Source organism: Paenibacillus sp. FSL R7-0163 (assembly GCF_037969975.1).
Taxonomy (GTDB): Bacteria; Bacillota; Bacilli; order Paenibacillales; family Paenibacillaceae; genus Paenibacillus_AQ; species Paenibacillus_AQ odorifer.
In genome coordinates this window covers 2,136,478-2,161,518 of the sequence record NZ_CP150224.1, presented here as the reverse complement: position 1 = coordinate 2,161,518, position 25,041 = coordinate 2,136,478, and the positions used below count along the sequence as shown (strand labels likewise).

At 44.8% G+C, this 25,041-nt stretch carries 20 protein-coding genes; 1 reads left to right on the top strand and 19 read right to left on the bottom strand.

The window, feature by feature from the left end:
• Positions 1–6 precede the first annotated feature (6 nt).
• The 14 genes from NST45_RS09600 to NST45_RS09535 form a co-directional block, all read right to left on the bottom strand.
• Positions 7–1,173 (bottom strand): aminotransferase class I/II-fold pyridoxal phosphate-dependent enzyme, encoded by a 1,167-nt coding sequence (locus tag NST45_RS09600; protein WP_038571770.1) that lies wholly within the window; start codon positions 1,171–1,173, stop codon positions 7–9.
• Positions 1,170–2,303: a GNAT family N-acetyltransferase gene (locus tag NST45_RS09595; protein ID WP_339825450.1), complete on the bottom strand. Its 1,134-nt coding sequence runs from the start codon at positions 2,301–2,303 to the stop codon at positions 1,170–1,172. The genes NST45_RS09600 and NST45_RS09595 overlap by 4 nt, the downstream gene beginning before the upstream one ends.
• On the bottom strand, positions 2,296–3,093 hold the full coding sequence (locus NST45_RS09590; protein ID WP_339825447.1) for a GNAT family N-acetyltransferase: 798 nt from the start codon (positions 3,091–3,093) through the stop codon (positions 2,296–2,298). The genes NST45_RS09595 and NST45_RS09590 overlap by 8 nt, the downstream gene beginning before the upstream one ends.
• A complete protein-coding gene (locus NST45_RS09585) occupies positions 3,090–3,716 on the bottom strand; it encodes a sugar transferase (RefSeq protein WP_063829847.1) in 627 nt (208 codons plus the stop codon). Before NST45_RS09585 ends, NST45_RS09590 begins: the two co-directional genes overlap by 4 nt.
• A 24-nt stretch (positions 3,717–3,740) precedes the next feature.
• Complete coding sequence (locus NST45_RS09580) at positions 3,741–4,859, bottom strand: LCP family protein (RefSeq protein WP_244886348.1); 1,119 nt, start codon at positions 4,857–4,859, stop codon at positions 3,741–3,743.
• Positions 4,860–4,862: 3 nt separating this feature from the next.
• Positions 4,863–6,773, bottom strand: a complete 1,911-nt coding sequence (locus tag NST45_RS09575; RefSeq protein ID WP_339825444.1) for a nucleoside-diphosphate sugar epimerase/dehydratase — start codon at positions 6,771–6,773, stop codon at positions 4,863–4,865.
• A 66-nt stretch (positions 6,774–6,839) separates the two neighbouring features.
• Positions 6,840–8,150: a glycosyltransferase family 4 protein gene (locus NST45_RS09570; protein WP_339825441.1), complete on the bottom strand. Its 1,311-nt coding sequence runs from the start codon at positions 8,148–8,150 to the stop codon at positions 6,840–6,842.
• Entirely contained in the window at positions 8,098–9,324 is a 1,227-nt protein-coding gene (locus NST45_RS09565; RefSeq protein ID WP_076146451.1) for an O-antigen ligase family protein, read from the bottom strand. Before NST45_RS09565 ends, NST45_RS09570 begins: the two co-directional genes overlap by 53 nt.
• Before the next feature lie 75 nt (positions 9,325–9,399).
• Positions 9,400–10,635 carry an oligosaccharide flippase family protein gene (locus NST45_RS09560; protein ID WP_036688241.1) on the bottom strand — a complete coding sequence of 412 codons (1,236 nt, stop codon included), beginning with the start codon at positions 10,633–10,635 and terminating at the stop codon, positions 9,400–9,402.
• 5 nt (positions 10,636–10,640) lie between these two features.
• The gene (locus NST45_RS09555) at positions 10,641–11,348 is read right to left on the bottom strand and encodes a CpsD/CapB family tyrosine-protein kinase (RefSeq protein ID WP_036688243.1); all 708 of its coding nucleotides are present in this window, start codon (positions 11,346–11,348) and stop codon (positions 10,641–10,643) included.
• Positions 11,296–12,054: a Wzz/FepE/Etk N-terminal domain-containing protein gene (locus NST45_RS09550; protein ID WP_036688245.1), complete on the bottom strand. Its 759-nt coding sequence runs from the start codon at positions 12,052–12,054 to the stop codon at positions 11,296–11,298. The genes NST45_RS09555 and NST45_RS09550 overlap by 53 nt, the downstream gene beginning before the upstream one ends.
• A 250-nt stretch (positions 12,055–12,304) precedes the next feature.
• Entirely contained in the window at positions 12,305–13,267 is a 963-nt protein-coding gene (locus NST45_RS09545) for a permease prefix domain 1-containing protein (protein WP_036688247.1), read from the bottom strand.
• A gap of 6 nt (positions 13,268–13,273) precedes the next feature.
• Positions 13,274–13,600: a PadR family transcriptional regulator gene (locus tag NST45_RS09540; protein WP_036688249.1), complete on the bottom strand. Its 327-nt coding sequence runs from the start codon at positions 13,598–13,600 to the stop codon at positions 13,274–13,276.
• Positions 13,601–14,818: 1,218 nt separating this feature from the next.
• A complete protein-coding gene (locus NST45_RS09535; RefSeq protein ID WP_038571784.1) occupies positions 14,819–15,604 on the bottom strand; it encodes an SDR family oxidoreductase in 786 nt (261 codons plus the stop codon).
• 197 nt (positions 15,605–15,801) lie between these two features.
• On the opposite strand from NST45_RS09535, the gene NST45_RS09530 reads away from it, so the two are divergent.
• Positions 15,802–16,455, top strand: a complete 654-nt coding sequence (locus NST45_RS09530; protein ID WP_094901897.1) for a TetR/AcrR family transcriptional regulator — start codon at positions 15,802–15,804, stop codon at positions 16,453–16,455.
• 134 nt (positions 16,456–16,589) lie between these two features.
• Here the strand turns inward: NST45_RS09530 and NST45_RS09525 are convergent, their stop codons facing one another.
• From NST45_RS09525 to NST45_RS09505, 5 genes are all read right to left on the bottom strand, one after another.
• Positions 16,590–17,405: an ABC transporter permease gene (locus NST45_RS09525; RefSeq protein ID WP_036689061.1), complete on the bottom strand. Its 816-nt coding sequence runs from the start codon at positions 17,403–17,405 to the stop codon at positions 16,590–16,592.
• Positions 17,406–17,407: 2 nt separating this feature from the next.
• Positions 17,408–18,439, bottom strand: coding sequence for an ATP-binding cassette domain-containing protein (locus NST45_RS09520; RefSeq protein ID WP_076098950.1), 1,032 nt, complete (start codon positions 18,437–18,439; stop codon positions 17,408–17,410).
• Positions 18,440–18,548: 109 nt separating this feature from the next.
• Complete coding sequence (locus NST45_RS09515) at positions 18,549–18,881, bottom strand: metalloregulator ArsR/SmtB family transcription factor (protein ID WP_036688259.1); 333 nt, start codon at positions 18,879–18,881, stop codon at positions 18,549–18,551.
• 1 nt (position 18,882) lies between these two features.
• Complete coding sequence (locus NST45_RS09510; RefSeq protein ID WP_036688260.1) at positions 18,883–19,305, bottom strand: SRPBCC domain-containing protein; 423 nt, start codon at positions 19,303–19,305, stop codon at positions 18,883–18,885.
• A 213-nt stretch (positions 19,306–19,518) separates the two neighbouring features.
• Positions 19,519–25,038 carry a discoidin domain-containing protein gene (locus tag NST45_RS09505; protein WP_339825436.1) on the bottom strand — a complete coding sequence of 1,840 codons (5,520 nt, stop codon included), beginning with the start codon at positions 25,036–25,038 and terminating at the stop codon, positions 19,519–19,521.
• Positions 25,039–25,041: the final 3 nt, after the last annotated feature.

Here is a 25,041-nt window from a genome sequence, read left to right as displayed (position 1 = left end):
GATGAATCAACGGTATTGGTTACATGTCTCTATCGCATAAATGACACGTTCCAAATCCTCATCCGATAAAGAGCTTCCAGAAGGCAGACAGACACCTGTTGAAAATAATTTATCCGATACACTGTATTCCTCACTGTAAGGATAGTAGTAATTGCTCTCGAACAACGGTTGTAAATGCAGCGGTTTCCATACAGGTCTAGCTTCTATATTGTGATGTTCCAGACATGACAGAAGTTGTTGTGAAGAGAACCCTGCCACTTCTTCATCAATGGTCAGCGCACTCAACCAGTGCGTGCTGCGACAATTGCGCGCTTCCGGCATAAAATGAAGACCCGGTATGGAACCTAAACGTTCCCTATATCGCCGGCCAATAGATCTGCGACGCTCTACTCGCTCTTCAAGCAGTTCTAATTGACCGCGTCCTATGGCTGCCAACAGGTTGCTTAACCGATAGTTGTATCCCATTTCGGAATGTTGATAATGAGGGGCAGTGTCTCGGGCTTGCGTAGACCAGAAGCGCGCTTGCTCTAGGGCTTCGGTATCGTCAGATACGAGCATGCCCCCACCTGAGGTCGTAATAATCTTATTTCCGTTGAAAGAATAGATTCCGAATTGGCCCCAGGTTCCGCTGGCCTTGCCTTGGTAGAAAGCACCCAGTGATTCGGCAGCATCCTCAATCAAGGTAATTCCATATCGGTTAGCTATTTCTACAATGGGCTCCATGTCTGCGCTTTGTCCGTATAAATTGACGACAACAGCCGCTTTTGGCAGCAGCCCTTTGTCATTCAAATCTTGGCAGGCCCGCTGAAAAGCTAGCGGACACATGTTCCAGGTCTCAGGCTCTGAATCGACAAATACGGGGGTGGCCCCCAAATATAAAATAGGATTGGCGCTAGCTACGAACGTGAGCGTTGAACAGATCACGTAATCTCCTTGTGTGACACCGGCTAGACGAAGTGCGAGATGAATCGCCGCCGTGCCAGAGCTTAACGCTAGTGCACCCTTTGATCCTGTGTAGGCGGCCATCTCCCGCTCGAACGCATCGACTTGCGGACCAATAGGAGCAATCCAACCAGAGTGTATAGCGTCCTCCATGTAGACCTGCTCACGTCCACTAATATGCGGCGGGGATAACAAGATTCGTGGCAAAATGCTCGTTTGACGAATGCTCATGCGAAGCTCCTTTCTCCATTTGGACCGATTTCTCCAGATGGAATACATATCATATCGAGTTCTGGATGCCGATAGAGCGGAAAGTAACTTCCTGATACTCTAGTGTCACAAAAGGATATGATCCGCTCATACAACTCTGGAAAAAAAATTCGTTTACCTAAGTAATAGTCAAGGGGTTCCAGTTGTGTCGCGAATCTATGCTTGAATTGAAATAAGTCGTCATTCCCCTTATATCCCCCGCCAAGATGAAAACGTTCAAAGCCATTTTCCATCCCCCACTTGGCTGCTGCGTGAATTAGCAATTTGGTAGGTGACCACTGCAGATAGGCGCGATCCCAACCACATAGGTGATAATGCATCCACGGTCGTTCATGTAACACGATGCTGGTTGCCACCGTTTTCTCCCCAACCATAGCTTCGAATAGCTCTACTCTCCCCTCAAGTAGATAACTAGTATCTTCTATAAATTTTTTGGGGAAATAATAAAAAGAATCCGCCTGTAAATCATTTAGTGTTCCGTAATACAATTCACTGAAGGACTCAATACGATCTTTCAGATTGGAATTCCGAATTGTAAAGGGCGCAGACTTTATTTTGTGAATATTCCGTTTATGATTGCTGCCATAATGCCGGATGAGCTCTGCCTCCGAACCCACAGTCAAATCAATATATATTGTATTTCTATTCCACTCGGTGGTCAGACCGCTTTGATATTCCGTAGCGTTGCCAATCAAGGGATGAAATCTTACAAACTCGGTCATGATCTTTTTCTCTCTACAGTAATCCGTGAACGTTTCACTGAATTGCCGGTACAGCTCACTTCGTTCGGCTCCTGGAGGGAGATTCGATATCGGTCCCCCGTATCCATAAGGTGTACTAATATCGTACCAATCACCATCAAGCCCCAGTTGGATTACGGCAGGAAGATGGCTTATGGAGCGAAGCAAGTAAGGATACATTATGAGCTGGTCTCCTTGCTTGAATACAAACAGCTCTGCCTGCTGGTGCTCTCCGTCCTCAAACAGCCGAAAAAACGCTGAGGAGAAATAGATATCCTTCGTCTCTAACTGGTTCAAATAGGCATCCCATTCCTCTGAACTAGAGCTGCCTAGCACGATAAAGTTACTCATACAGCACCTCTTGATTCTCCAATATTTTGATCATACGTATACTTTCAGTGCTTAAGATTAGCTCGGGGTCTCGCTCACGCAAATAAGCATCTGAAGAAAGCAACAGCAGCCTTTTCTCCCGGTCTAAATCCATTAATACGTCTGTCAAAAGATTGCAGCCACTCCACCCTCCATTTTGCAGTTGGATACGATAATACTGTTCACCTAGCCGGCCCACTACTGAAGTCTCTTTTTTTGTTCTAATCCTAAGAGCAGAGAATCCATACTTTTGATGATGTGCCTCTGCCATCGGGTAATCATCTATGATGTACGCCAATACTTCTCTATCCCTATCAATCGATGGAGCCAAATCTCTTACATACCAGTAAGTCCGGCCTTCCTCTGCAAAACCAAGCCGCAAATACCAAGCATGAGCTTGCTCATTCCACGAAAATACATCAAGTACCAGCTTCGAAATGCCATCCTTTTGGGCTAACGTCTCCCCGTACGCCATAAGCTTGCCGCCGATGCCGTCTTTTCGATAAGCTGCGTCCACATTCAAGTTATTCAGAACCAGCATCTGTTCCATTCTTCGCCATTCAGCGAATCCAATAAGAAGATTTTCAGAATAGGCACCAATCAGCAGTGTTGCTGAATGGCTTCCGCATTTACATGCTGCTTTCAAATATTCGGGATAACCGCCACAGGCGAATATGGTTTGATTGTAGACCGACTCTGGCAAGTTGCTCTGTAAGAGCCGGCATGCAAGGTGAATATCATCTTCCTGAAGCGGACTAAACCGCAAATTCATGCCGACCCCTCCTTTTGGTTCATTCTGTACTCATCGAGCGGCAGACTATGCTCACCCGGATTGGCCACAACGTCATCTTGGCGGATAACCTTCAGCACAGTTTTACATAAGATCAACGCATCTAATCTAAAGCTCAGCTTCTCAACATAGGTAACGTCATAGGAAAGCCGCTGTTTCCATTCCGAAGTATTACGTCCAGATACCTGCGCCAATCCCGTGATTCCGGGTCTTACAGTGAATCGCAGCCGCTCCCGTTCAGAGTAATGCGGGCTGTAACGGATGAGCAAAGGTCTTGGTCCGATCAGACTCATTTCTCCCTTCACAACATTCACTAATTGCGGCAGCTCATCCAGACTCAGCTTTCGAATCAATCCGCCGAATTTGATATAACGCCGAGCATCCGATAACGGCTGGCCCTGCGCATCATACATTTCAGCCATGGTTCGAAACTTGTAGATGTAGAAGGGTCTTTCTCCCATTCCCGGCCGCTGCTGCTTGAACAAAATAGGACTTCCCAACTTTATCCGAATCAGCAACGCCACTACAGCCATGACCGGACTAAACACACCTAACATAAAGATCGCTCCCACCAAATCGAAGCCCCGCTTCATATGGCGATACATGGTAGTCATCCCCCCGCCTTTCTCTTATTCCGTAAAAAGACGTTCTGTGAGTGACTTTACCTCTTCCGAATTAGCACTCCAGTAATACACTTTAGTTCGGACGAGCGGATCTAGAGCAGAGCTGTTATGGCCAGGAATCTGTTCGTAAGCAAAATCCGCGGAATCCATTCCCTTGAATAGCCAAGCTAAGCTCATCAAATCACTGTCACTAAAACTCGTATCAATAATGTCTTTCTTTTCACGCAGTAGCAGTCCAGCTAGATCAGGAATATGCTCCGGACTTAATAGCTTTTTGGCTACAGCCCGAACGATATTGAATTGCTCCCGTTGGCGGCTAAAGTCACCCTCCGGAGTCGAGTAGCGCTCCCTTGCTAAATAAAGCGTGTGGGCACCATCCAGATGCTGCTCACCTTTCTTGATGGTGATCTCCGGAGTGATGGTCACATCCTGATCAATTAGCATATCGATCCCGCCAATCGAATCGATGAAATCACGAACACCGGAGAAGTTCGTCTTGATGTAGTAATGAATAGGAATATTCATAAAATCACTAACGGCTTGAATCAGTGTCAGCGTACCCTGCTGATTCCCACCCTTTGTCTCACCAACGATATGTGCATGATTGATCTTGGTATAACCGACATTCTGCACATAAACCCGCGTGTCCCGCGGCACAGATACGATATTCACCTTCCGTTGATCCGGCATCACATGGGCAACCATGATCGTATCTGCCCGCGAGCTTTCTCCGCCCCAAGTGTCTGTTCCAATCAGCACTACATTAAAGGATGAGCTTTTCTTGTCTGCTGGGGAAATCGCCGCAGCTGGAGTTTGTGTAGGCGTTGTTAGGATAAGCTCATCCGTTTGCGCTTGTGGGGCTGGTGTGCTGAGCGACTGTACCATCTCTTCATTGTCCGTAACCACATTAGAGCTAGGGATCGTCAAGGGGTTAAGAATCGCCTTGTTAAAACGATGCTCTGGATTCAATATCCCTCCAATCCAGATCCCCCCAACTACAACCACAACAAGAATAACAATCAGGCTGTATCGTCCCACCCGCCGCATGCGTGAACGTTTACCTGTAATTGGCTTGTCGCGCTTGCCCCATAATCTTGTCATCCATGAATACTTAGTCGACTTCATAGGTCAGATTCCCGCATGAACTTCGGATTTAATGCGTTCAAGATCATGTGTGCCCACCTGCGTTTCTTCCTGAAAACCCGAATAGCTTGGAATTAGCTGCTTTAGCAGTTTTTTGATCTGATGACTGCTTGGCATCAGTTCATACCGTTTGCACAAGTTCTCCAGAACCCCCAACACCAAATTCAGTTCAGATCTGGAGACACTTTGCGGGCGGCTAATCATAATACGGTAGTTGTTAGTGACCAATAACCCTTCTTCTTCAGTCAAAAGCTCCTCAAACAATTTTTCTCCAGGACGAATGCCAGTGACCACAATGGGAATATCTTTGTCAGGCTCGAGACCCGACAAGCGGATTAAATCCCTCGCTAGATCGTATATACGAACTGGCTTACCCATATCCAGCACAAACACTTCTCCCCCTTGTGCCAGCACACTTGCTTGAATAACCAACTGTACCGCTTCGGGTATCGTCATGAAGTAACGCACCATATCCATATGTGTAACCGTCACCGGGCCGCCGTTTTCGATTTGTCTTTTGAATAACGGAATGACACTTCCCCTACTGCCCAGCACATTACCAAAACGTACAGCAGCAAAAACCGTCTTGCTTAAGGAATTCTGATCATTAATGATCATTTCCGCGGCTCGTTTCGTGGCCCCCATAACACTGGTAGGATTAACCGCCTTATCCGATGAGATGAGGATGAACCGTTTAGCGCCATATTTAGCACTCGCTTCCGCTACATTCCTTGTGCCGATCACATTATTTTTAACTGCCTCTACTGGATTCATCTCCATAAGAGGAACATGCTTGTGAGCAGCGGCATGATACACAATGGAGGGGCGGAATTTTTGAAAAACGTTATCAATCCGCGATACATCCTGAATGTCCGCTATAATGGGATGAATGATCTGATCGGGATATAACTGCCGCAATTCTTGTTCAATAAGATAAATGCTATTTTCTCCATGCCCCAAAAGCAGCATTTCCTTCGGACGGTACGCAGCCAATTGCCGGCATAACTCCGAACCAATTGAACCGCCTGCACCGGTGATGAGAATACACTCGCTTCCCAAATTCTCACGAATCTCTTCCGTATTAATTTCTATTGGGCTTCTCCCCAGCAAATCATTTACGGATACTTCACGGATCATGTTAATGGCCATTTTCCCGTCCAAAATATCGGTCATACTGGGCATTAACTTGATCTGAGCTTTGGTAGATTTGCAGATTTCGATGATCTCCAGTAATTCCTTTTGTGGAGCCGTAGGCAAAGCGATGATAATGAACGAAATATCCAGCTGCTCGACTGCCTGGGGAATGAAGTTACGGTTACCGACAATCGGTAACCCCATAAGCTCCAGCTTGCGCTTTGAGATATCATCATCTATGAAGGCGACTGGGTTCATGAATTTAAATCTTGAATGCTTGATATCTTTGGTAACGAGGATGCCTGCTTTCCCTGCCCCTACGATTAGCAGATTGCCTTCGGATGAACCCTTTGCCCCCGCTGTTTCAAATCTATCGTTGATGAGACGGTTTACTAAACGTAAGCCGGCAATGCCGAGAAATACGTATCCCGCTGCAAAATAAATCGAAATCGGCAATCGATAAGAAGGGACGAATACATGCGTAGATACATTGACAGCGACCACTCCGCAAAGTGTTAAAGCACTCACTTTTAGCAGCTGCAATAACTCACCTATACCGGTGTATCGCCAGATATTGTTATACACCTTAAATCCAAAAGAGAACGCTGCGTACACCGTAATGTGAATGAGTATCGCCCACGGAAGCATCCACATGTACTGCTCAGGGATTTGAAAATCAAACCGAAGTAAAAACACAAGCCACACTGAAGCCGCTATAATTCCCGCATCCAACATGACTAAACGTACGATCCGCATTTTCATCACTTCTTTCTCCCTAATTAACTAATTATTCGTTTATTCGTTTGTTGTCGTATATGCGAGAATGAATTATCTATCTGCTGTCAGACCCGGTTGCAATTCAGTCGGAAATGCCTTTATCCCTGGTTCTTTCAGCGCTTCTATATAAATCGAGTCCATTTCACAAAGCACCGCAGGCAATCCATAGCGAATAATCCTGTCCTTATTCGCTTTCCCCATTGCTGCGGTCAAAGCTGCATCCGCTCGCAGTTGAACCAGTGCTTTTGCCGTAGCAGCAATATCATCTACTGGAACCAACATGCCCGTTGACTCATGCTCAATCAAATCGCGAATGCCCCGAATATGTGTGCCGATCACGGGTTTACCTGCTGCCATCGCCTCCATAATCGCCCGGGGTAACCCCTCGCGATAGGACACGAGTGCCGCAACATCACACGCTTGTAGCAAATCCGGTATATCTCTTCGAAACCCCAGAAAATGCACCTGATCCCTAACCCCTAACCGAGTAGCAAGTTCTATAAGAGTTTGCTCGAAAGGACCTGTACCTGCGAATGCTAGATGAATATCGCTTGCTTGATCACCCAAATGATGTAGTGCTTGGATCAACTGTTTTTGGTTCTTGTTAGCATTTAACTCAGCGACGCAGAGAACAACGAATGAAGGATTATCATTGTATCTCTTAGGTAAATCAAATAGCTGGCGACGACTTTCCCCCTTCATTTTTGCAACTTCATTATCCCTCTCACCGCTACCGTATACCTGAAGATCAAGCCCGACTCCACTCACATAAGTTACTTTTTTTCGCACAGGGAATTTTTGAGCGCGCTCATAATCTTCACTATTGATAGTGATCAGCACATCCGTCCAACGGGCCATCAAATACTCCAACGGATAATAAAGCATCCAGTTCAGAAGAGGAGCACCTTTAAAAAAATGAAAACCATGAGCTGTATACAATAGGCTGGGGACACCTGTTCTATGGGCTGCAATCCGTCCGAGAATCGAAGCCACTGGTGTATGTACATGGACGAACTGAAATTTTTCCGCTTGGAAGCTTTTAGTTAAGATCCGCAGAGCCGTCCAATTCTTCAACTGTAAAGGACTTCGTTGTATAGGTACATCGTGACATACAATTCCCCGCTGTTCCAAGCGCTGTCTGGCTTCGCCCGGCTGAGCGTAAGCATGGACTTCACACCCTTTTTGCTGCAATAACACCATGTAAGGTAAATGAAAACTCTCGAAATGCCCATATATGGAGGCTACAAAAGCAACCTTTGCTTGTAAGCCTTCCTCAGCTGGAACACTCCCGATGTCCTTACTTGAGCTTTTATTGAGGTTGCTCTGCTCGTTGTCGAAGCTTGCGCCCAGTTGGCCTTTCAACGTGTTGGGTTCGATAGGGCATCTCTCCTTTCAGGTTTTTGTCTGTTAACCGGATGCAAGCTCCGTTCATCGCCATCATGAACCACCAATACCGCTGGAATAACGCCTCAATGCCCATCGATAACCCAATCATCGCCGCATGGGACAGCAGCAATGCCATAATAATCGGTCTATGAATCGGATCTGCTGCACGATAAGAACGGATACCCACAATAAAGAACCAAATCATAAATCCGCCATATACAATCAAGCCCAATAAGCCGAATTCAGTCAAAAACCATATAGGGGTGTTGTGGATAATAATGCGCAGTTCGTAATTATAGGAACCAAGCCCAATGCCTAATAACGGACTTTGTGCGATCCAATCCACCGCTTTGTCAATGATGTCAAGACGCGACTGGATCTGGGAAGGTCTGCTGGACATAGACTCCAGCACATTTAGATAAGCGGTGCCTTTATACAGCAGCAGAGCTATAAAAGCCACCCCAAACCCCATACCGATCTTGATCAGTCTGGACGGTTTGGTAATCAGAAGTGTAAGTAATACTAGGAACAGACCAATCCAAGACGAGCGCGAGAAGGTCATTATAATGCCCCCGGCTAAGCTTATCGTCGCTAGTACGCTGACCCATCCCCGCAGCAGCTTTATCTTCTCCCCACTCGTCATGATATGAATGGCAAAAGCCGTCACCAGCAATCCCCCGTATGCATTGGGATCAATTAACATGCCGGACAACCGCCCGTCTTGCACCATGAACGGAACCTTTACTCCGCTGAAAAAAGCGAATAGGGCAACACCATTTAAGAGCAGCACACTGATCAGGAAAAATCGGAGCATTTTATATAACCGTTCCCAGCTATCTGCTGCTTGCACAAGCATGATGTAGGTCAACAAAAGGAGAATAAATCCAATATCTTTTTGCAGCAGGGCGTATTGAGTAATGAAGCCGTTGCGCCAAATGGATACAAAGGAAGCTAAAACAAAAATGAACAGCATGCCCCAATGCCATGAACTGAATATCCTCCGGTCCAATTTGAGATGGAATCCAGCGGCAAATAAACCTAACATTAAGAAGAGATCCGACGGGGCGATACGGAAGGCTCCCCCAAAATCAATCTGCGCCGGAAGGCATATGATGTACCCCATGACCGCAAACAGAAATAAATTGTGCATGGTGTAGGGCTTCCCTACAACAGATACAGATGTCATACAAGTCCCTACTTTCCTACTTTCCTATAAAACAAGAACTTATGCTGCCGCTTCCGACTGTTCCCGATTTCTTGCCTTTCCGATGACACGATACAGCACAACTACACTGCCAATCATCTGTACAAATAACGACGAACTAGCTCCCATCGCAGCACCTACTACCCCGTAATGAGGTACGAAGATCAGACAACACAAGCCATTAGTGAATGCTGTGCACAAAAACAATGGAATCTGGGCTTTGTACCTTCCGGTAGCCGTTATGGCGTACCACAGGTAGGATGAAATAAATACCAGCATGGTGGACGCCAGCAGCCAATGAAACAACCCTAACTCTCCTGCCACGTCTGAACTGAATAATACGGTTAACAGCTTGTGTCCAAACAACCACCCTATCAAACAAGCGACCGCACTAAAACCCAAACCCATCGCTATCATTCGGCTGAGTAAAGTGACAAACTCCTTGTGTCTCCCGCCTGCGTGCCACCTGGCAAGACGTGGTGTTATGGCTTCACCAAGTGCGGTGACGACAACATTGCAGGCAACAATCATATATGAGAGTGAAGCATAAATACCTAAGTCATGCTCCCCTTTAAAATAGGAAATCGCGTATAATGGGATATTCGTATTTAACGACATCAACGCCAATACCACGCCTAGCGGTGAACTGACGATCAGTAAACTCCATAGGCTTCTTTTGTTGAAGAGTGGCCTGAGAGAAGTGTATATTCTCGCTTTACGAGCATCATATCCAATCGTTATCGCTAACCATCCGATTATCATGACTAACAAGGCAAGAACAAGGCTCTGTGTAGGGATAAATACGAGGATGAAGATTAGAATGGAGAATAACCCTTTTGCCATTCTGGAGATTGAGATTTGATCTAATCTCTCCTCCTTTTGAACGATGCCTAATAAAATATCACTGATTGATTCAACGATTCTATACAGACCGATGAAGAAAATAACCAATGCTGTATTCCAATCCAAACCACTCATTATGCAAAAACCTGCGGTAATCGTAAACGCAAGGGCGGTTGTTATCAGCCGTAAGCCCAGAAAGTCTCCAAAACTGTATTTCCCCGATGAATCAACGATTAATACGGAACGAAGATGTAGATGCGACAGCATAAAGATCGGAGCAGTAACTGCAAGCCCTAGCGAATATTGCCCCACGATTGCCGAAGACCCGAATTTATTCAGCAGGATCACAATCACAAACTGAGCACCAGCGTAAGTGATATTCCCGAGCAAATAACGAAGAGAAGCAAATGACATAGACGTCAGACCATTCCTGAAGAAGAGGCCCACTCGGCAAAATCTTCACCACGAATCTTGGAACGCCTGCTCTTTTTCCGATAATTCAATACGGCTCCCAGTAAATGTGCTCCCTGCTGCTCTAACAAGTGCTTGGCAGAACTCGTGTGCTTTAAGAGCACTTTTCCGGATTTCACAACTAGCAATACCCCCTCAGTCATCGTTGCCAAAATAAGGGCATCCGAAAATGGCATTAATACAGAGGATGAGTCGATGACAATCGTATCAAAACGCACGCTCAGCTCTGCAAACAATCGCTTCATTCCTTCAGAGCCTAGTAATTCAGCGGGATTTGGTGAAATCGGACCAGAGGTCAATACAGACAAACCTTCTGCTTCCTCAATAGAAATAATGCAATCCTCTAAGCGGGTATGATCCACTAAGATACTGCTAAGCCCGATCCAATTAGGCAGATCAAATGCCTTATGCACCGTTGGCGTACGTAGATCCCCATCAATGAGTAGAACTGTCTTACCAGCTTCCGCCATGGCAATCGCCAGGTTTATGGCTACCGTTGATTTTCCTTCATCCGGAAGCGAGCTTGTGACTAATAAAGAGCGGATCTCTCCACCAACGCGGGTATAACGAATATTGGAGCGTATGCTTCGGAATTGATCTCCGCTAGATGACTTCGGTTGTTCCAGGCAATATAATTTTGGCGTTTTCTTCTTCATAACTGATGGCTCCTTCTGCTGATTTGGTTTTCGCTTTATTCCGTCGTTTGTGTGGCTTTAATTTGCCCACGGTTCCCAGAAGCGGAAGCTGCAAATCAAGCTGAATATCTTTGGCACTTCTCACGGGTTTCTCCATCAATTCCCGGAGGATAGAGATTGCAATCCCGGTAATCAGCGCCAATCCGAAGGCAACAGCCATATTGAAGACGGGCTTAGGTGAGACAGGATCAGAAGGAACCTTGGCACGGTCGAGAAATACAACATTCTCCACTCCCATAATCGATTGAATATTCGCATTAAAGGCCTCTCCGAAGCCATTCGCGATATCTGTTGCCCGTTGAGCTTTTGAATCAGTCACAATTACCGTTGTTACGAGTGACTCGCTATTGGTTCTTGTCTTAACATTTTTGAGTAACTCTTCTGCTGTCATTTTTAGCTGCAGCTTTCTGACGACCTCTTCCGCTATCCTGCTGCTTCGAATGATCTCCCCGTAAGTAGTGACCAGCTTTTGTCCGGCCATAATGTCATTAATTGCTTTCTGCTGCCTGTCCCCTTGAATAAGTATAGAAGCTGTCGCTTCGTATTTCGGCTGTAAAACGTAATAGCTAACACTACCAGCGAGCCCGACTGCAGCGATACATAATACAATAATGAACAGCAGCCTACGTTTTACTAGTTTCAAAATGCTGCCCAGTTCGAATTCCATCGATCATTTCTCCTAACTAGTTAATGTATTGTCGCTTCTTTAACAAGATTATTGTTGTATATTCATATTCTCTTTCTCTCAACATATGTCCAAGTCCGTACTTAAAATTTAAATGTCAAAATATTAAAGAGCTCATTTAGCTCACCTGTTAAAATCCAACAAAAAAAGGCATTCTCCAGCCAAATCTACTGGTAGAATACCTTACATATAATCTATCTAGTTCAGGAATGTACAAGTGTAGTCAACACCATCAGGAGATATCTTTACGGTTCAGAACATGATTAACATTGCTTAACATGCCGGACAGGATACCCGCAATTGGGAATACTGCCCAATTGATGTCCCAGCGCCCATAGACAAAACCCGTGAACAGAAAAATCGCCGTCGCCAAAGGCCATAACACAGCCCCAACAACTCCAACAAATCGGTTCTCTTCCTGCTTCTCTGCAATGATATTCGGCTCCTCCAGCAACTTCGTATAAGTACCCTGGATATTCCCGTAATAGATGAACAGAAACACCGCTACAGCCGCAATAAACAGAAAAGCAGCGACTCCATAGGGAGCATAGTCATCGTTGACATAGCTAGTGGTGAAGATAAAAGCCGGCGACAGCACACACAGGCAGACTCCTGTAATCAGAGAAAGACGGTAAGTCGGAGCATAAAGACTTTGGCTCCGTTGAAGCGCCATCTTTAGAGCGTAAGGCAGCTGAAAACCTTGCTCCAGACTCTTAAAGCGATCCAGCTTCATTCCGCTGTGTATAAACATCCCGACCGCGATAGCGACCAGCAAGAACATTCCGACCAGCCCCAGCATAGAACCTTTATCACTCATAACAGCCTTATTTTCAAATATTGTATCCAGAGTGATCAAAAACGCCACTCCGCATGCGCAGAGAAAAACGCCGATACCCGTCCATAATCCAGCGCTTCGTCTGGCCGCCGCATAAGCGTAAACCTCTTCTTCCGTCAGCACCGGAATAGCCTGTTCCGGCGCAACTGGATCGATGCCAAGCTCCGCTGTCAGCTCTTCAATATTGCCGAATTCCGATATGACGATACCAATCGCCTCATTCTCCGACTTGCCAGCAAGCTTCAGCTCTAGGTACTTCTCCTCCATCCCGGATAGCAGCTCTTGCTTCAGATGTTCCAGTTCCTGAGTCTTTGGCAGACCCGCAAACATATTATCCAGATATACTATGATCGTCTCCATGCTCTATCACCACTCCTTGATAAATTGGTTTACAACTTGCTGCGTAACCTTCCATTCCTCACATTTTTCTCGGTAATAGGCGAGACCCAACGAGGTAATCCGGTAATACGTACGCCGCTTGCCAAGACTCTCATCCAGATAAAAGGATTCTATATACCCGTTTTTCTCCAGTCGGGTGAAGGCAGAATATAACGTTGTCTCTTTCATGACATATTTCTCCTGCGTTAACTGCCTGATATTTTTGGAAATCTCGTACCCGTAAGATTCCCCGTCCAGCAGCATGTAGAGGATCATCGTATCATTGTAGCCGCGTATAACATCACTGCTGATCAAGAATATCCCCCCATGATTACTTCATCTGTCGTAGTAGTTGCAGTATAACATAATTACTACGACAGATGAAGTAGTTAATGGAAAAATAGGCCAAAATAATTTGAGGACCGAACCTTCTTTGATTAAATCCAATTGCTTTCTGCGCATGACGTAGCTTCCAATACGGAGTTACGTGTACGAAGGTTCATGCCAGTAGTATTTGCGGGGACGATGGTGTTTACTAGTAGGTTGTTTGCGAGGACGGGGGTGTTTACTAGTAGGCTATTTGCGTAGACTTAGATAATTACTAGTAGGCTATTTGCGAGGGCGAGGGTGTTTACCTCCCCTTACTTTGGCGGACGAGGTACTATCGGACTCAGTTGACCTTATTCGTAGAACTTCCCCACTTTTCTGATCCTATCGGACCTCAATGCACCTATTGGCGCACAAATCACCATATTTAGAACCCTTTCTAGGGAATAGCTGCACTGGAGTCCGAAACTGCGCTGGAACTGCGAAAAATATGCTAATAACGTCATTGGGGTCCGTTAGCCAGCCTTGCTTGCCTAAATTTTTGTTGAAGCAACCAACGCTGGTTTTTTGTCCTTTTTATTGAACCTTAATACAATAAGGTTGACTGCAAGAACATAAGTGTTTACCTCGCCTTACTTTGACGAACGAGGTACAATCGGACTCAGTTGACCTTATTCGCAGAAATCCCCCACTTTTCTGATCCTATGGGACCTCAATGCACCTATTGGCGCACAAAACATCATATTTAGAACCCCTTCTAGGGAATAGCTGCACTGGAGTCCGAAACTACGCTGGAACTGCGAAAAACATACTAATAACACCATTGGGGTCCGTACCACAGTGGACAATTATGAGTCGGCGATGTGATTTAGAAGTCGATTGGTAATTTTGTTGATGTTGTTGTTGTAGATGTTGATGATGTTGGTGATGTTGATGTTGATGGTGATGGTGACGTTGATGTTGACGTTGACGTTGATGGTGATGTTGATGGTGACGTTGACGTTGACGTTGATGTTGTTGTTGGTGTTGGTGTTGGTGATGTTACTGATGTTGATGTAAATTCAAGCGAACGGAGTCAAAGTCAGCAAGTCAAAACACAAAACAGCGGTTCTCCCATATTGGGGAGAACCGCTGTTTTGTTGTTTTTTTATAATTAAAATAGTTAATCATTGCTAAGGAATACACCAGCTTGAATACGTTGACCCATTAATGTCGCGTACGGAGCATGCGTCCAACAAAATAAAGCATTTGTTTACGTGTGAAAAAACGTGACATTTGAGCTGAAATATAGTTTGTAAATCCTGGGACAGCAAACACTTTTTTAGCTTGAAGCGAACGAATAGCCACTTGAACCACATTTTCTGGAGTATCTCGTTTCCCGACCGAAGCTTCATCGGCTCCTACAACATTAAAAAATTCTGTTTCCGTAGACCCCGGACATAACGCAAGAAATTGTACGCCCCGTTTCCGATTTTCCTCCCATAGCGCTTGTGTAAATGATAATACAAAAGCTTTTGTCGCTCCATATACAGCCATATTAGGAAGAGGTTGAAATGCTGCTGTTGATGCAACGTTTATAATCACTCCGCTTTTTCTTTTTAACATCTCTGGCAAAAACAAATGGGTCAGATCTACAACCGCCAATACATTTAGCATCACTTCTTCATGTTGTCTCGAACCAGATAGTTGTTCAAAAAGCCCATGCGTAGCAAAACCTGCATTATTAATAAGAATATCAACGTTCAAGCCACGTTCTACACATTGTTGATAGAGCCTGTCAGGGGAACCTTCTTGAGATAAATCAGCAACTAGAACCTCCGCTTGAATTTGAAATTCTCGTTGTAATTTTCCCGCTAAAGCAATCAATTTATCTTCAGAACGGGCGACTAAAATTAAGTGACTTCCTTTGGCTGCAAGTTCTCGAGCAAACGCTTCACCTATACCCGAAGAAGCTCCGGTAATCAACGCCCATTTATTTTGAATTGTAATCATTGCTATCATCTCTCCCTTTAATGACCATCTAGAAACACTGTTTCAATATGAATCATTGTATCCAAGTGAGGTTGCGTTGTCAAATAAAGTTCTACACATTTAATTATTGGCTATTTCTCTTCTACATCAGTAAAATAAGGTTTAGAAATAACGGCTATCTAAAAAGCTAAAGTAAAGTTCTAAGGAAGTGAAACTACATGCAAAAATCGTCCGAAATATCTTCTATAGATGCTCAATCTGTTACAACCTACCCAAAAGCAAAACAACAGCATGCGGAAACATTAAGACTGAACATTATCGAAGCCGCTGCGGCCATCATGCATGAATCCGGACCCGAAGGTGTAACTATTCGCAAGGTTGCTGAAAAAATGGAATGTCCCACAAAGATCATTTATAACTTGTTTGGAAACAAGGAAGGTTTAGCGAAGGAGCTTTTTTTGCAAGGGTGTAAATTATTAGCTGCTGCCTTTCAAGCGGTTCCAAAACAAGATAATCTAAATTTATATCTTCGCGGGCTTGGACAAGCTTATTGGGATTTCTCACGGAATCATACCAGCTATTATATGGTTATGTTCGGAGGGGCCTTTAGTGAATTCAAACCGGAGGAGGAAAGCTTACATGCTATCTTTACGGCACTACAACAAGTGATAGCCCTTATTACAGAAGCGATCGAACAAGGGTTTATTAATGAGAAAGACCCTCTCCTTGTTGTTAACCTGGTTTGGGCGTCATTGCATGGCGTCATTCATCTGCATTTGGGTGGACATATTCAAAATGAGGAAACTGCTAAAATATTGTATGATAGATCGGTCTCCAATTTAATTCATACCTTTTTTAAAAAAGATAAGTAATTCTAAAAAGCCTCTTTGCAAGTCCCCCCTCAACAAATTTAAGCCGTAATCTTGGGATATCCTTTGATCACGGCTTTTTCAACATAATAATAAACACAAAAAAAACGGCATTTCTGCTGTTTCTTCATCTCTAATTATGTCCGGCGCATATATGCACGCACAGTAATAGGTGCAAAAATCGCAACAATCACAGCGGCTCCGATAAGTGAGATAGCGAAATCCCAGCCTACGGTTCCAGAGTTAGCAAGCTGACGGACAGCTGACACAAGATGCGAGATTGGATTTACTTTGACAAACCATTGCAGCCAGTTAGGCATCGTATCTACAGGCACGAAGGCGTTGGATAGAAAAGTGAGTGGGAACAGCACAATCATTGATATCCCTTGTACGCTGGAAGCGGTTCGGGCAATCACACCAAAGAAAGCGAAAATCCAGCTAATCGACCAGGAGCAGACGATAACCAAAAGCGCAGCAATTGCGACATGCTCCAGACCGCCATCAGGTCGGTAACCCATAATATAGCCCATGACAAAAGTAAGCACAGTTGCGATCGTATATCGAATTGTATCTGCCAACAAAGCTCCGGCTAATGGGGCTATTCGGGCAATCGGCAATGACTTAAAGCGGTCAAACACCCCTTTATCCATGTCTTCCCGCAGTTGGACCCCAGTGACGATGGAGGTCGTGATTACAGTCTGCACTAGAATACCAGGAATAATAACGGGCAAATAGCTCACTACATCTCCTGATATGGCTCCACCAAAAATATAAGTAAACATTAGTGTGAAAATAATTGGCTGCAGCGTTACGTCGAACAATTGCTCGGGTGTGCGGCGGATTTTCAATATCCCGCGATAAGCCATCGTTAACGAGTTACGAACAGATTGTTTGAAGCTCGTATGGTTTTTCAATTGTCGGGTCGCACCTGGACTAATAGTAGAAGTTCTCATACTCATGCTCTTGCTGCCTCCTTATTAATTGATTCTTGTGACGCTTGGGACGCCTCATCCGTAACTCCATGGCCAGTGATCGTCAAAAACACTTCATCAAGCGTCGGTTTCTGCACACTCATCTCCGCAAGTGGAATCCCCGCTTCGCGGAGTGCAATAAGCAAATCAGTGACTAAATCAGCGTTCGCCATCGGTGCAGTAATTTTCCCAGCCTCATTCGGCACAATAGACTGGATATGCAGCACATGTTCCACAATCCGGCGCGCTTGAGCGATATCTTTAAGATTTTGGACTTTTAAGTGCAGCGAGGTGGTGCCCACTGAAGCTTTTAGCTCATCCACGGTGCCTTCTGCAACGACATGGCCATGATCAATAACTGCAATGCGATCGGCCAGCTGATCGGCTTCTTCAAGATACTGTGTAGTTAACAGCACTGTTGATCCTGTGTTCACCAACCGACGAATGGTATCCCACATTTGCGAACGTGTCCGTGGGTCCAGGCCTGTTGTTGGTTCATCCAAAAAGATAAGCGGAGGCTGGGCAATCAGACTCGCTGCAAGATCCAGACGTCGGCGCATACCGCCAGAGAAATTTCGAAGTGGCCGTTTCGCCGCCTCCGTCAGACCAAACTCTTCTAACAACTCCGCTGCCTTTTGCCGCGCCTCTACCCGCCCTAACCCTAAAAGACGTGAAAAGATAATCAGATTCTCTGTAGCACTAAGTGACTCATCCACAGAAGCATATTGTCCCGTAACCCCTATCAATTGCCGAACAATCTGCGACTCCTTTACCACATCATGCCCGAAGATTCGCGCCGACCCCGCATCCGGACGAAGTAACGTTGCCAGCATCCGAATTACCGTCGTCTTTCCAGCCCCATTGGGACCAAGAACACCGTAAATTGTGCCTGCCTTAACGTTTAGATTTACTTCATCAACTGCGCGATTGTCACCAAACGTTTTGACGAGCCCACGCGCTTCGACGGCCCAATCTCCAGGGTTGGGCTCAATTATTTTTTTGCGTTCATTTACCATTACAATTCCTCCAACGTTTTAGTTTGTATTGTGATGGTAACTCCCTTTTATAAACTGAATTTAAACAACACAAAAAACCGGGGAGCGCGATCTCACGCCTCCCGGTTTATTACTTCTCCTCTGAGTCAGCCTCAACATATTCTTTAAGCGCAAACAATTTATTAGCCCAATAACCTTCAAAAAAGGCAAGCCAATCTTGCAGCTCCAGCAAAGGTTCTGGCTGAAGCTTATACCGGGTCTCCCGTCCGACTTTCTGACTGCTAACAAGCTGCGCATCGGACAATACCTGTAAATGCTTATTAACAGCGGTTCGGCTGATCGGGTAACAATCCGTAATAGATGCTATAGACATTTCCTTATTAGCGAGCAGCTTTAGCAGACTGCGGCGGGTAGGATCTGCTATCGCCTGAAATACATCATGTCCTGCTTCAGCAACCGGCATATTAAGCCTCGATATAAGCAGGAAGTTTTTCTTGGACGATTTTTTCCCAGCCGCTGTTCATAAAGCCGCGTACGATTGGATGTGGTTGTCCAAATTCAGTAACTTTTTCAGGGTCCCATCCAGAATGAATCAAGGTAAATTCAGTTTTCCCTTCGATTTCTTTCAGTTCAAAAGCAAGATGCCAATCCTTCCCCCAATTAAAACCAACACGATTCGGAGGATCAACTTCGGTTACTTTACAAGGAGAATCTCCGAATTGTCCAGCATGCAGGATGAATTCATGCCCAACAACAGGCTCGAATGTACTAGGCATCCACCAGGCTGCCATTCCTTCTGCCGTGGCAACAGCTTTCCAAACCTTTTCTATTGGCGCATCTAGTAAAATCGTTTGACGAATTTCTTGTAAGGGTTCTTGAGTTTGCATAATAAATAGCCTCCAGCATTCAATTAATATAACACCTTTTGGGTTCACTTTTGATTATAACACCTATAGGTGTTATGTCAATTTACAGAATTCCCTAATTCTCCGTTCGTTATTCAACGTCTCAATCCCTCAATAGTATCCTTTACAGCTATAAAAAAGCCCCTCCCTCGGTCATCCCGAAGAAAGGGCCTTCCTATTTCATCAGCTCTATGATCAGTTTCTTGGCTTGACAGTTACTGTGATTTTCTCACTAGATGTCTCGCCTGATGCATTGACTAATACTGCGTAATATTCATATACACCTGGTGCTTTATCTTTAAGTTTCGTAACTGTCATCTGAGCCGCAGGGGTAGCCGTGTTTAGTGTCTGGGTGTCGATCACTTCTCCATTCTCATACAAACGGTACTCAGTACCATTGGTTCCCCACCACATATTCATCACAACGTCATAAGTTCCATCCCCGCTCCAGTTGTCGTGGGATACTAATGGTTTGCCCGGCACTGCATCGGTAACAGTAAGGATAAGCGGATCGCAGGTTGTCGAACCGAAGCTGTTGACCAGCTCGCACGTGTACGTGTAGGTTCCATTTGATTTGCCCACAATATCCGTACTCATGGCTTGCGCATTCGGTGAGCTGTCCGTCAGCATCTGGTTACTGATCAGCACATCGTTTTCATAGAGCTTAAATTCGGTACCGTTGTTCCCCCACCAAAGATTCATGGTGACGGTATATCTGCCATCTCGAAGCCCGGTGTCGTGCCCATTATTGTCAGACAACACTGGCTTTCCAGGGGCTCCACCAGCAAGCGGAGTTGTATTCTGGAGCCATTGTGACCAACGGACTAGAACCTCTGCCTGCTCAGAAGTGAACACCTGATTGCTCTGGAGGTTCACTTCACTATTAAAAGCTTCCAGCAAGCTGTGAACTTCTGCGCCAGCATACTGCTCAGCTTTTTCTTTTGCGTTAGCCAGCTGCTGCAAAAGTGAGTTGGTTACGTTTTCTAAATCTGGAGCACCCGTCTCAGCTGCAAAAGTTTCGGTTAATGCCGACAAGCTGTCAAATGTCGCATATACACTAAACGAATGCTCTGCCAACCCGACATTGCCCGCCGCATCCTCGGCTTTCGCAGTTACACTATGAGTTCCCGGTTCCAGCGTATACGCCTTTACATCTGCGAGCGTTGAATCACATGGCGAATAAGTGATGCCTGATACAGTATCAGCTGCACTACAGGTGATGTTTAATGTCTGCTCTATGGTATAGGAAATCTCTCCGTTAATTACCACCTGTGGTGCGGTCCGATCAATCTTCACCACAGCAGTCTTCTGCGGCTGTTCCACATTACCCTCTCTATCAACGCTCCAATAAACTAACTTATGTGTTCCTTCATTGGACAAAATAACTGAATTCCCGGTTTGCTGTTCGCCATCGTTTACTGTGAAATAGGTTACCGCAACACCAGAGCCCGCATCTGTAGCTGTGAAGGTTACCAACGTATCCTTGTTAGTCCAACCTTGTGGCGCATCATCCATTGTCACCGGAGCTGTATGATCTGCCCCTTTTACTACACCATAAAAGCGTAATTCTGCCATGTTTCCAAACCAATTACTACTATTATAGATCCGGATATAACGATAGGCTTCTGCATTACTAATACTTAAGGTCTGCCAATCCATCGTTTTTCCTGCAGGAGAGGAGATTGTCGTCCAGCTTGTATTATCATTCGAACCCTGAACCACAGTCCCATTGATTCGTGTAAAATAATTATCTTGCCTGGAAAGCACCTCTGCCTTGGACAGCTGAACCCTATTCCCTTCTTTAAAATCAAACGTTATAAATCCTCCATATCCACTGCCATTTACCCGAAAATCCGTAATTGAGCCTGCATTTCCATCGAATAATGATCCCGCAACATTCCTGAGATCAGTGGATGTTCTCCCACTGGAATCACTTAAATTAGTAATCGCAAGCACATTACTAATCAACTCGGTCTCATCGGGAATGTACAGAGATGAACCATCTGTAGTTGATGTTTTTTCCGGCCCCTCGATTCCCTCCTTTGTCTTGTATTTAATACTAAAGTTCACAGGTCCAGGTTGTACGTTATTGCCCATCACCGCTTCAGCCGTCCAATTGATCTTATCGACAGTAGCAATGGTTGCGACTTGACCCTGAATATTGACATTCACTTGGTTTATTGCATCGCTTGCTTTAAAAGACAATTTCACCGTGTTCCCAGACACAATTCGTTTCTGGATACTTTGGTCGGAGCTAATGGACACCGCATCAAGCTTTGAATTGATTTTAACATCACCATACAAACGTAGTTCAGCCATGTTTCCATACCAGTTGTTTCCATTGGTGATGCGGATATAACGATAGGGTTCTGTGCTGTTAATCGTCAACGTCTGCCATTCCGGCGTATTCCAGGCTGCATTAGAGATCGTAGTCCACGTCACATTGTCGTTGGAGCCTTGCACCACTGTTCCATTAATTCTGCCCGCATAATTATCTTGCCTTCCGATTACTTCTACCCTAGACAGCAATGCCTGGCCACCTTCTTTAAAGTCAAAGGTTAGATAGGCACCATAACCACTGCCATTTAAACGAAAATCCGTGATAGAACCTAAATGATTATCAAATAAAACTTTTGCTGTTGCCAAAAGATCAGCCGGATTCCTTCCACTGGAATCGATTAGATTTGCTATCTCAAGCACATTAGCGACAAGCCCTGTCTGATCTGCAATGAATAAAGTAGAACCATCTGTTGTAAAAATAGTCTCTACAGCATCCTCTCCAGCTGCCGTTTTATAATTGATCTTAAATTTCACAGTACCTGATGGAACATTTTCATTCACCACAAGCTTAGCTGTCCAGTTGATATTGTCCACAGAACTGACTGCAACAGGTTGACCCTGTATATTGGCCGTGACATTATGGATCATTTCTGTAGACTTAAAGGATAATTGAATCGTATCCCCTGGAATAATCCGATTTTTTAAGCTTTGATCTGAGTGAATGGACACGGACTCTAATTGATTTACTGTCTCATACCGCTGGCCAAAGATTCTAAATTCAGCAATTTCCAGCATAGTACTCGAAGGCTTTATCATTTCCATTTTCAAAAATCGGAATTTTTCATGCTCCAGGCCTGCTTGAACCTCTAGTCTCTGCATCTCTTCAGTAACTGTTGTCAAACCGGGAGTTAAGCGGGTCCAATTTTCTTTGTCATTCGATCCGAACATTGCAACGCCGCCAATTCTCTCCGGAAAACTAGCTCTTACCTGAAGCTCAAAGCTTTCTGCTGATATTTGAAAATCCGGTCCTAAATCCATGTAATGCGCCCGATCCTGCGCTGTATAATACCCCACAAAACTATCATTTGTGTTGTCCAGCAGGTTCGGGACTGCATTACCAAAGGTTGAGCTGACAAACATATTCGTAAAATTAACACTTCCATCTTTCATTAAAGGCGTCAATTCTTTAAGACTTTGCACTGCAAGATTCAGGTCAAATAACTTCTGATAGAAGACCTCGTCAGTGACATTAGTAATTACATCCATTACCTCAGCATGCACTTGCTTATAGTGAGCTAACGTTGCCGAAATGTAAGGCACATCAGCATGATAAGGAGAAATGACAGCGTTGACGGCAGATTGCCGATCATTCGCTACTACAACAGTAACATCCTTGGTTGTAACCGAAGTTCCGTCTGAGGCAATCACTACAAAGGAATACGTTCCCGCATGTGCTCCAGACCAAGAGAACACACCTGAAGTTTCATTGAACAGTGCGCCCTCAGGTAATTGATCCGCTTGATAGGCAACAACATCCGTTGCACCTGCGTCTGTCGCAGAGAAATCAAATTGAATTGCCGCTGTAGAACCCTCATAGGTAAATAAAGATACCGGTGCCTTCCCTGATGTAAATACTGGAGGGGTAAGCTGTGCCCCAGCTTTTAAATTAATATGGTCAATATCGACTGTTGTCCCATTTCCTTTCACATTAAAATAGACAAGATCGCTGAAGCCTTGGAACTCATTGAACGCATACTGAATATACCTCCATTGCCCCTTTGTATCAGGCAGCGTAACGGTATCGCCAAACACCTCCATGGTTGCTATGCCAGTAGTCCGAATCTTAAAAGCAATGGTTCGTTCGCCGCTGCTTGCACCCACATAAGCAATTTTACTGCCCTCATCTGTTGCGGTAATCTCAACGTAAGTAGTGTCTCCTTCTTGTTTTGTGGTGGAGTGACTATCAAGCTTCGTATACCGGTCTTCTAGTTCTCTCAAATCTGGATTCGTTATCCCCTTCGGCAGATTGAGCGTACCCTCGCCCTCTGCTTCTTTAGGGATGTACAGCCAATAATCCCCGCCTCCATCCGGAGACTCCCAATAGAAAGGCAATCTCTTAGTAAACATCTCGCTAAAGTAAGGAGCTTCAACCTCCATATTTATTCCAGCTGAATATTTATAATAATAATAAAGGTCATAGACATTACCGCCAATTCTCCCCCTGTAACCGCCAGCCAAGTGTTTATAGATAATCGTTGGATTTCCATTTACATCTGTATGTGCCGCCACTGGAAACCATGGTGTATCATAGCCAATCATATACTGCGCAAAGTAGTCGGCAGCTTTTAAAATCCGTTGATCTAGAAACTCATACGGACCCACCGCATTTGGCGTATTAGAAACAGTCCCCTCTACCGGATCTACCTTTGTTTCCTGAGCCAATAATAAACGTGATAAAATCTCTACATTCGTTATATCCCCAGCGCCATGCGCCTGATCTCTGCCCATTTCAACATGCTGAACTACGGGAGGATTAACTTTTTTCCCTGTTACAATATTTGTATCAACCCATCTGAATAATGCTTTTATCGCGCCATTTTGCCCCTGATCGACAGCAGTTTTATTGACGGTAAACCATTCAACTCCCTCATTGTACCTATCTTTATTTCCTGTAAAAATATAACCTGACATAGCTCCAAGCAGCGGATAAAGATGCTGGTTCATAAAACGATCATTGGTGTGTTGGAATGTTTCAATAACCGGATTAATAAGATTATTCGTAAAATCAGCGACATCTTGTTCCGTCCATTTCAGCTCTTCAGTTTGAGTACTTGTGTACCTTAAGATTTCCGCCGCAGTAACCATTCGATTAAGCGGAATTCCTGTATGAATATGTGCATCATTAAAATACACGTATTTCTCAGGGTCCATCTGTGACCAAATCCGGATAATATGCATGGCATTAGCTCTGTAAACCTCATCACCTGATATTACATACAATAGAGCTTGTGTATAAGCCTTCAACCCATCCGCTATAAATCTTGAATTAAAGCCTTGGCTATTAAAAGCATCGCTCGCTGGTTTCAACGGATTCGCACCACTCTGATTGTTGGAAGTGACCGTTCTTGAAGCTGCCGGAGAGAGAAGCATCTGATTATAATAAGTGATCCAGGGTTCTTTTTGCGCCCGTACCTGTGTCCTAATATTCTCAAGAATATCCTTGGTCAGGCCAACACCCGGATGTTTGAATCCGCTTTCATCTATAACCTCATTAATGGCAGGTTGGTAATCCGTAATTATCGACAGCTCTGTCGATTCTACTGCGGCTCCTTCTGCTGATAAAGGCACTAGCGTTACCAACAAACTTAAGGAAACTGTGATCCTAAAAATACGTTTAAGCGATTTTCCAAAGAGTAGCCCTCTAAGTGAATTCATTGT

Coding starts and splice junctions, on each gene's coding strand:
- NST45_RS09530 (WP_094901897.1), top strand. CDS start 15,802: ATGCAAAAATCGTCCGAAATATCTTCTATAGATGCTCAATCTGTTACA.
- NST45_RS09575 (WP_339825444.1), bottom strand. CDS start 6,773: ATGAAAATGCGGATCGTACGTTTAGTCATGTTGGATGCGGGAATTATA.
- NST45_RS09525 (WP_036689061.1), bottom strand. CDS start 17,405: ATGAGAACTTCTACTATTAGTCCAGGTGCGACCCGACAATTGAAAAAC.
- NST45_RS09520 (WP_076098950.1), bottom strand. CDS start 18,439: ATGGTAAATGAACGCAAAAAAATAATTGAGCCCAACCCTGGAGATTGG.
- NST45_RS09505 (WP_339825436.1), bottom strand. CDS start 25,038: ATGAATTCACTTAGAGGGCTACTCTTTGGAAAATCGCTTAAACGTATT.
- NST45_RS09515 (WP_036688259.1), bottom strand. CDS start 18,881: ATGCCGGTTGCTGAAGCAGGACATGATGTATTTCAGGCGATAGCAGAT.
- NST45_RS09510 (WP_036688260.1), bottom strand. CDS start 19,305: ATGCAAACTCAAGAACCCTTACAAGAAATTCGTCAAACGATTTTACTA.
- NST45_RS09555 (WP_036688243.1), bottom strand. CDS start 11,348: ATGAAGAAGAAAACGCCAAAATTATATTGCCTGGAACAACCGAAGTCA.
- NST45_RS09545 (WP_036688247.1), bottom strand. CDS start 13,267: ATGGAGACGATCATAGTATATCTGGATAATATGTTTGCGGGTCTGCCA.
- NST45_RS09560 (WP_036688241.1), bottom strand. CDS start 10,635: ATGTCATTTGCTTCTCTTCGTTATTTGCTCGGGAATATCACTTACGCT.
- NST45_RS09550 (WP_036688245.1), bottom strand. CDS start 12,054: ATGGAATTCGAACTGGGCAGCATTTTGAAACTAGTAAAACGTAGGCTG.
- NST45_RS09595 (WP_339825450.1), bottom strand. CDS start 2,303: ATGAGTAACTTTATCGTGCTAGGCAGCTCTAGTTCAGAGGAATGGGAT.
- NST45_RS09580 (WP_244886348.1), bottom strand. CDS start 4,859: ATGAAGTCGACTAAGTATTCATGGATGACAAGATTATGGGGCAAGCGC.
- NST45_RS09535 (WP_038571784.1), bottom strand. CDS start 15,604: ATGATTACAATTCAAAATAAATGGGCGTTGATTACCGGAGCTTCTTCG.
- NST45_RS09565 (WP_076146451.1), bottom strand. CDS start 9,324: ATGCACAATTTATTTCTGTTTGCGGTCATGGGGTACATCATATGCCTT.
- NST45_RS09585 (WP_063829847.1), bottom strand. CDS start 3,716: ATGTATCGCCATATGAAGCGGGGCTTCGATTTGGTGGGAGCGATCTTT.
- NST45_RS09590 (WP_339825447.1), bottom strand. CDS start 3,093: ATGAATTTGCGGTTTAGTCCGCTTCAGGAAGATGATATTCACCTTGCA.
- NST45_RS09600 (WP_038571770.1), bottom strand. CDS start 1,173: ATGAGCATTCGTCAAACGAGCATTTTGCCACGAATCTTGTTATCCCCG.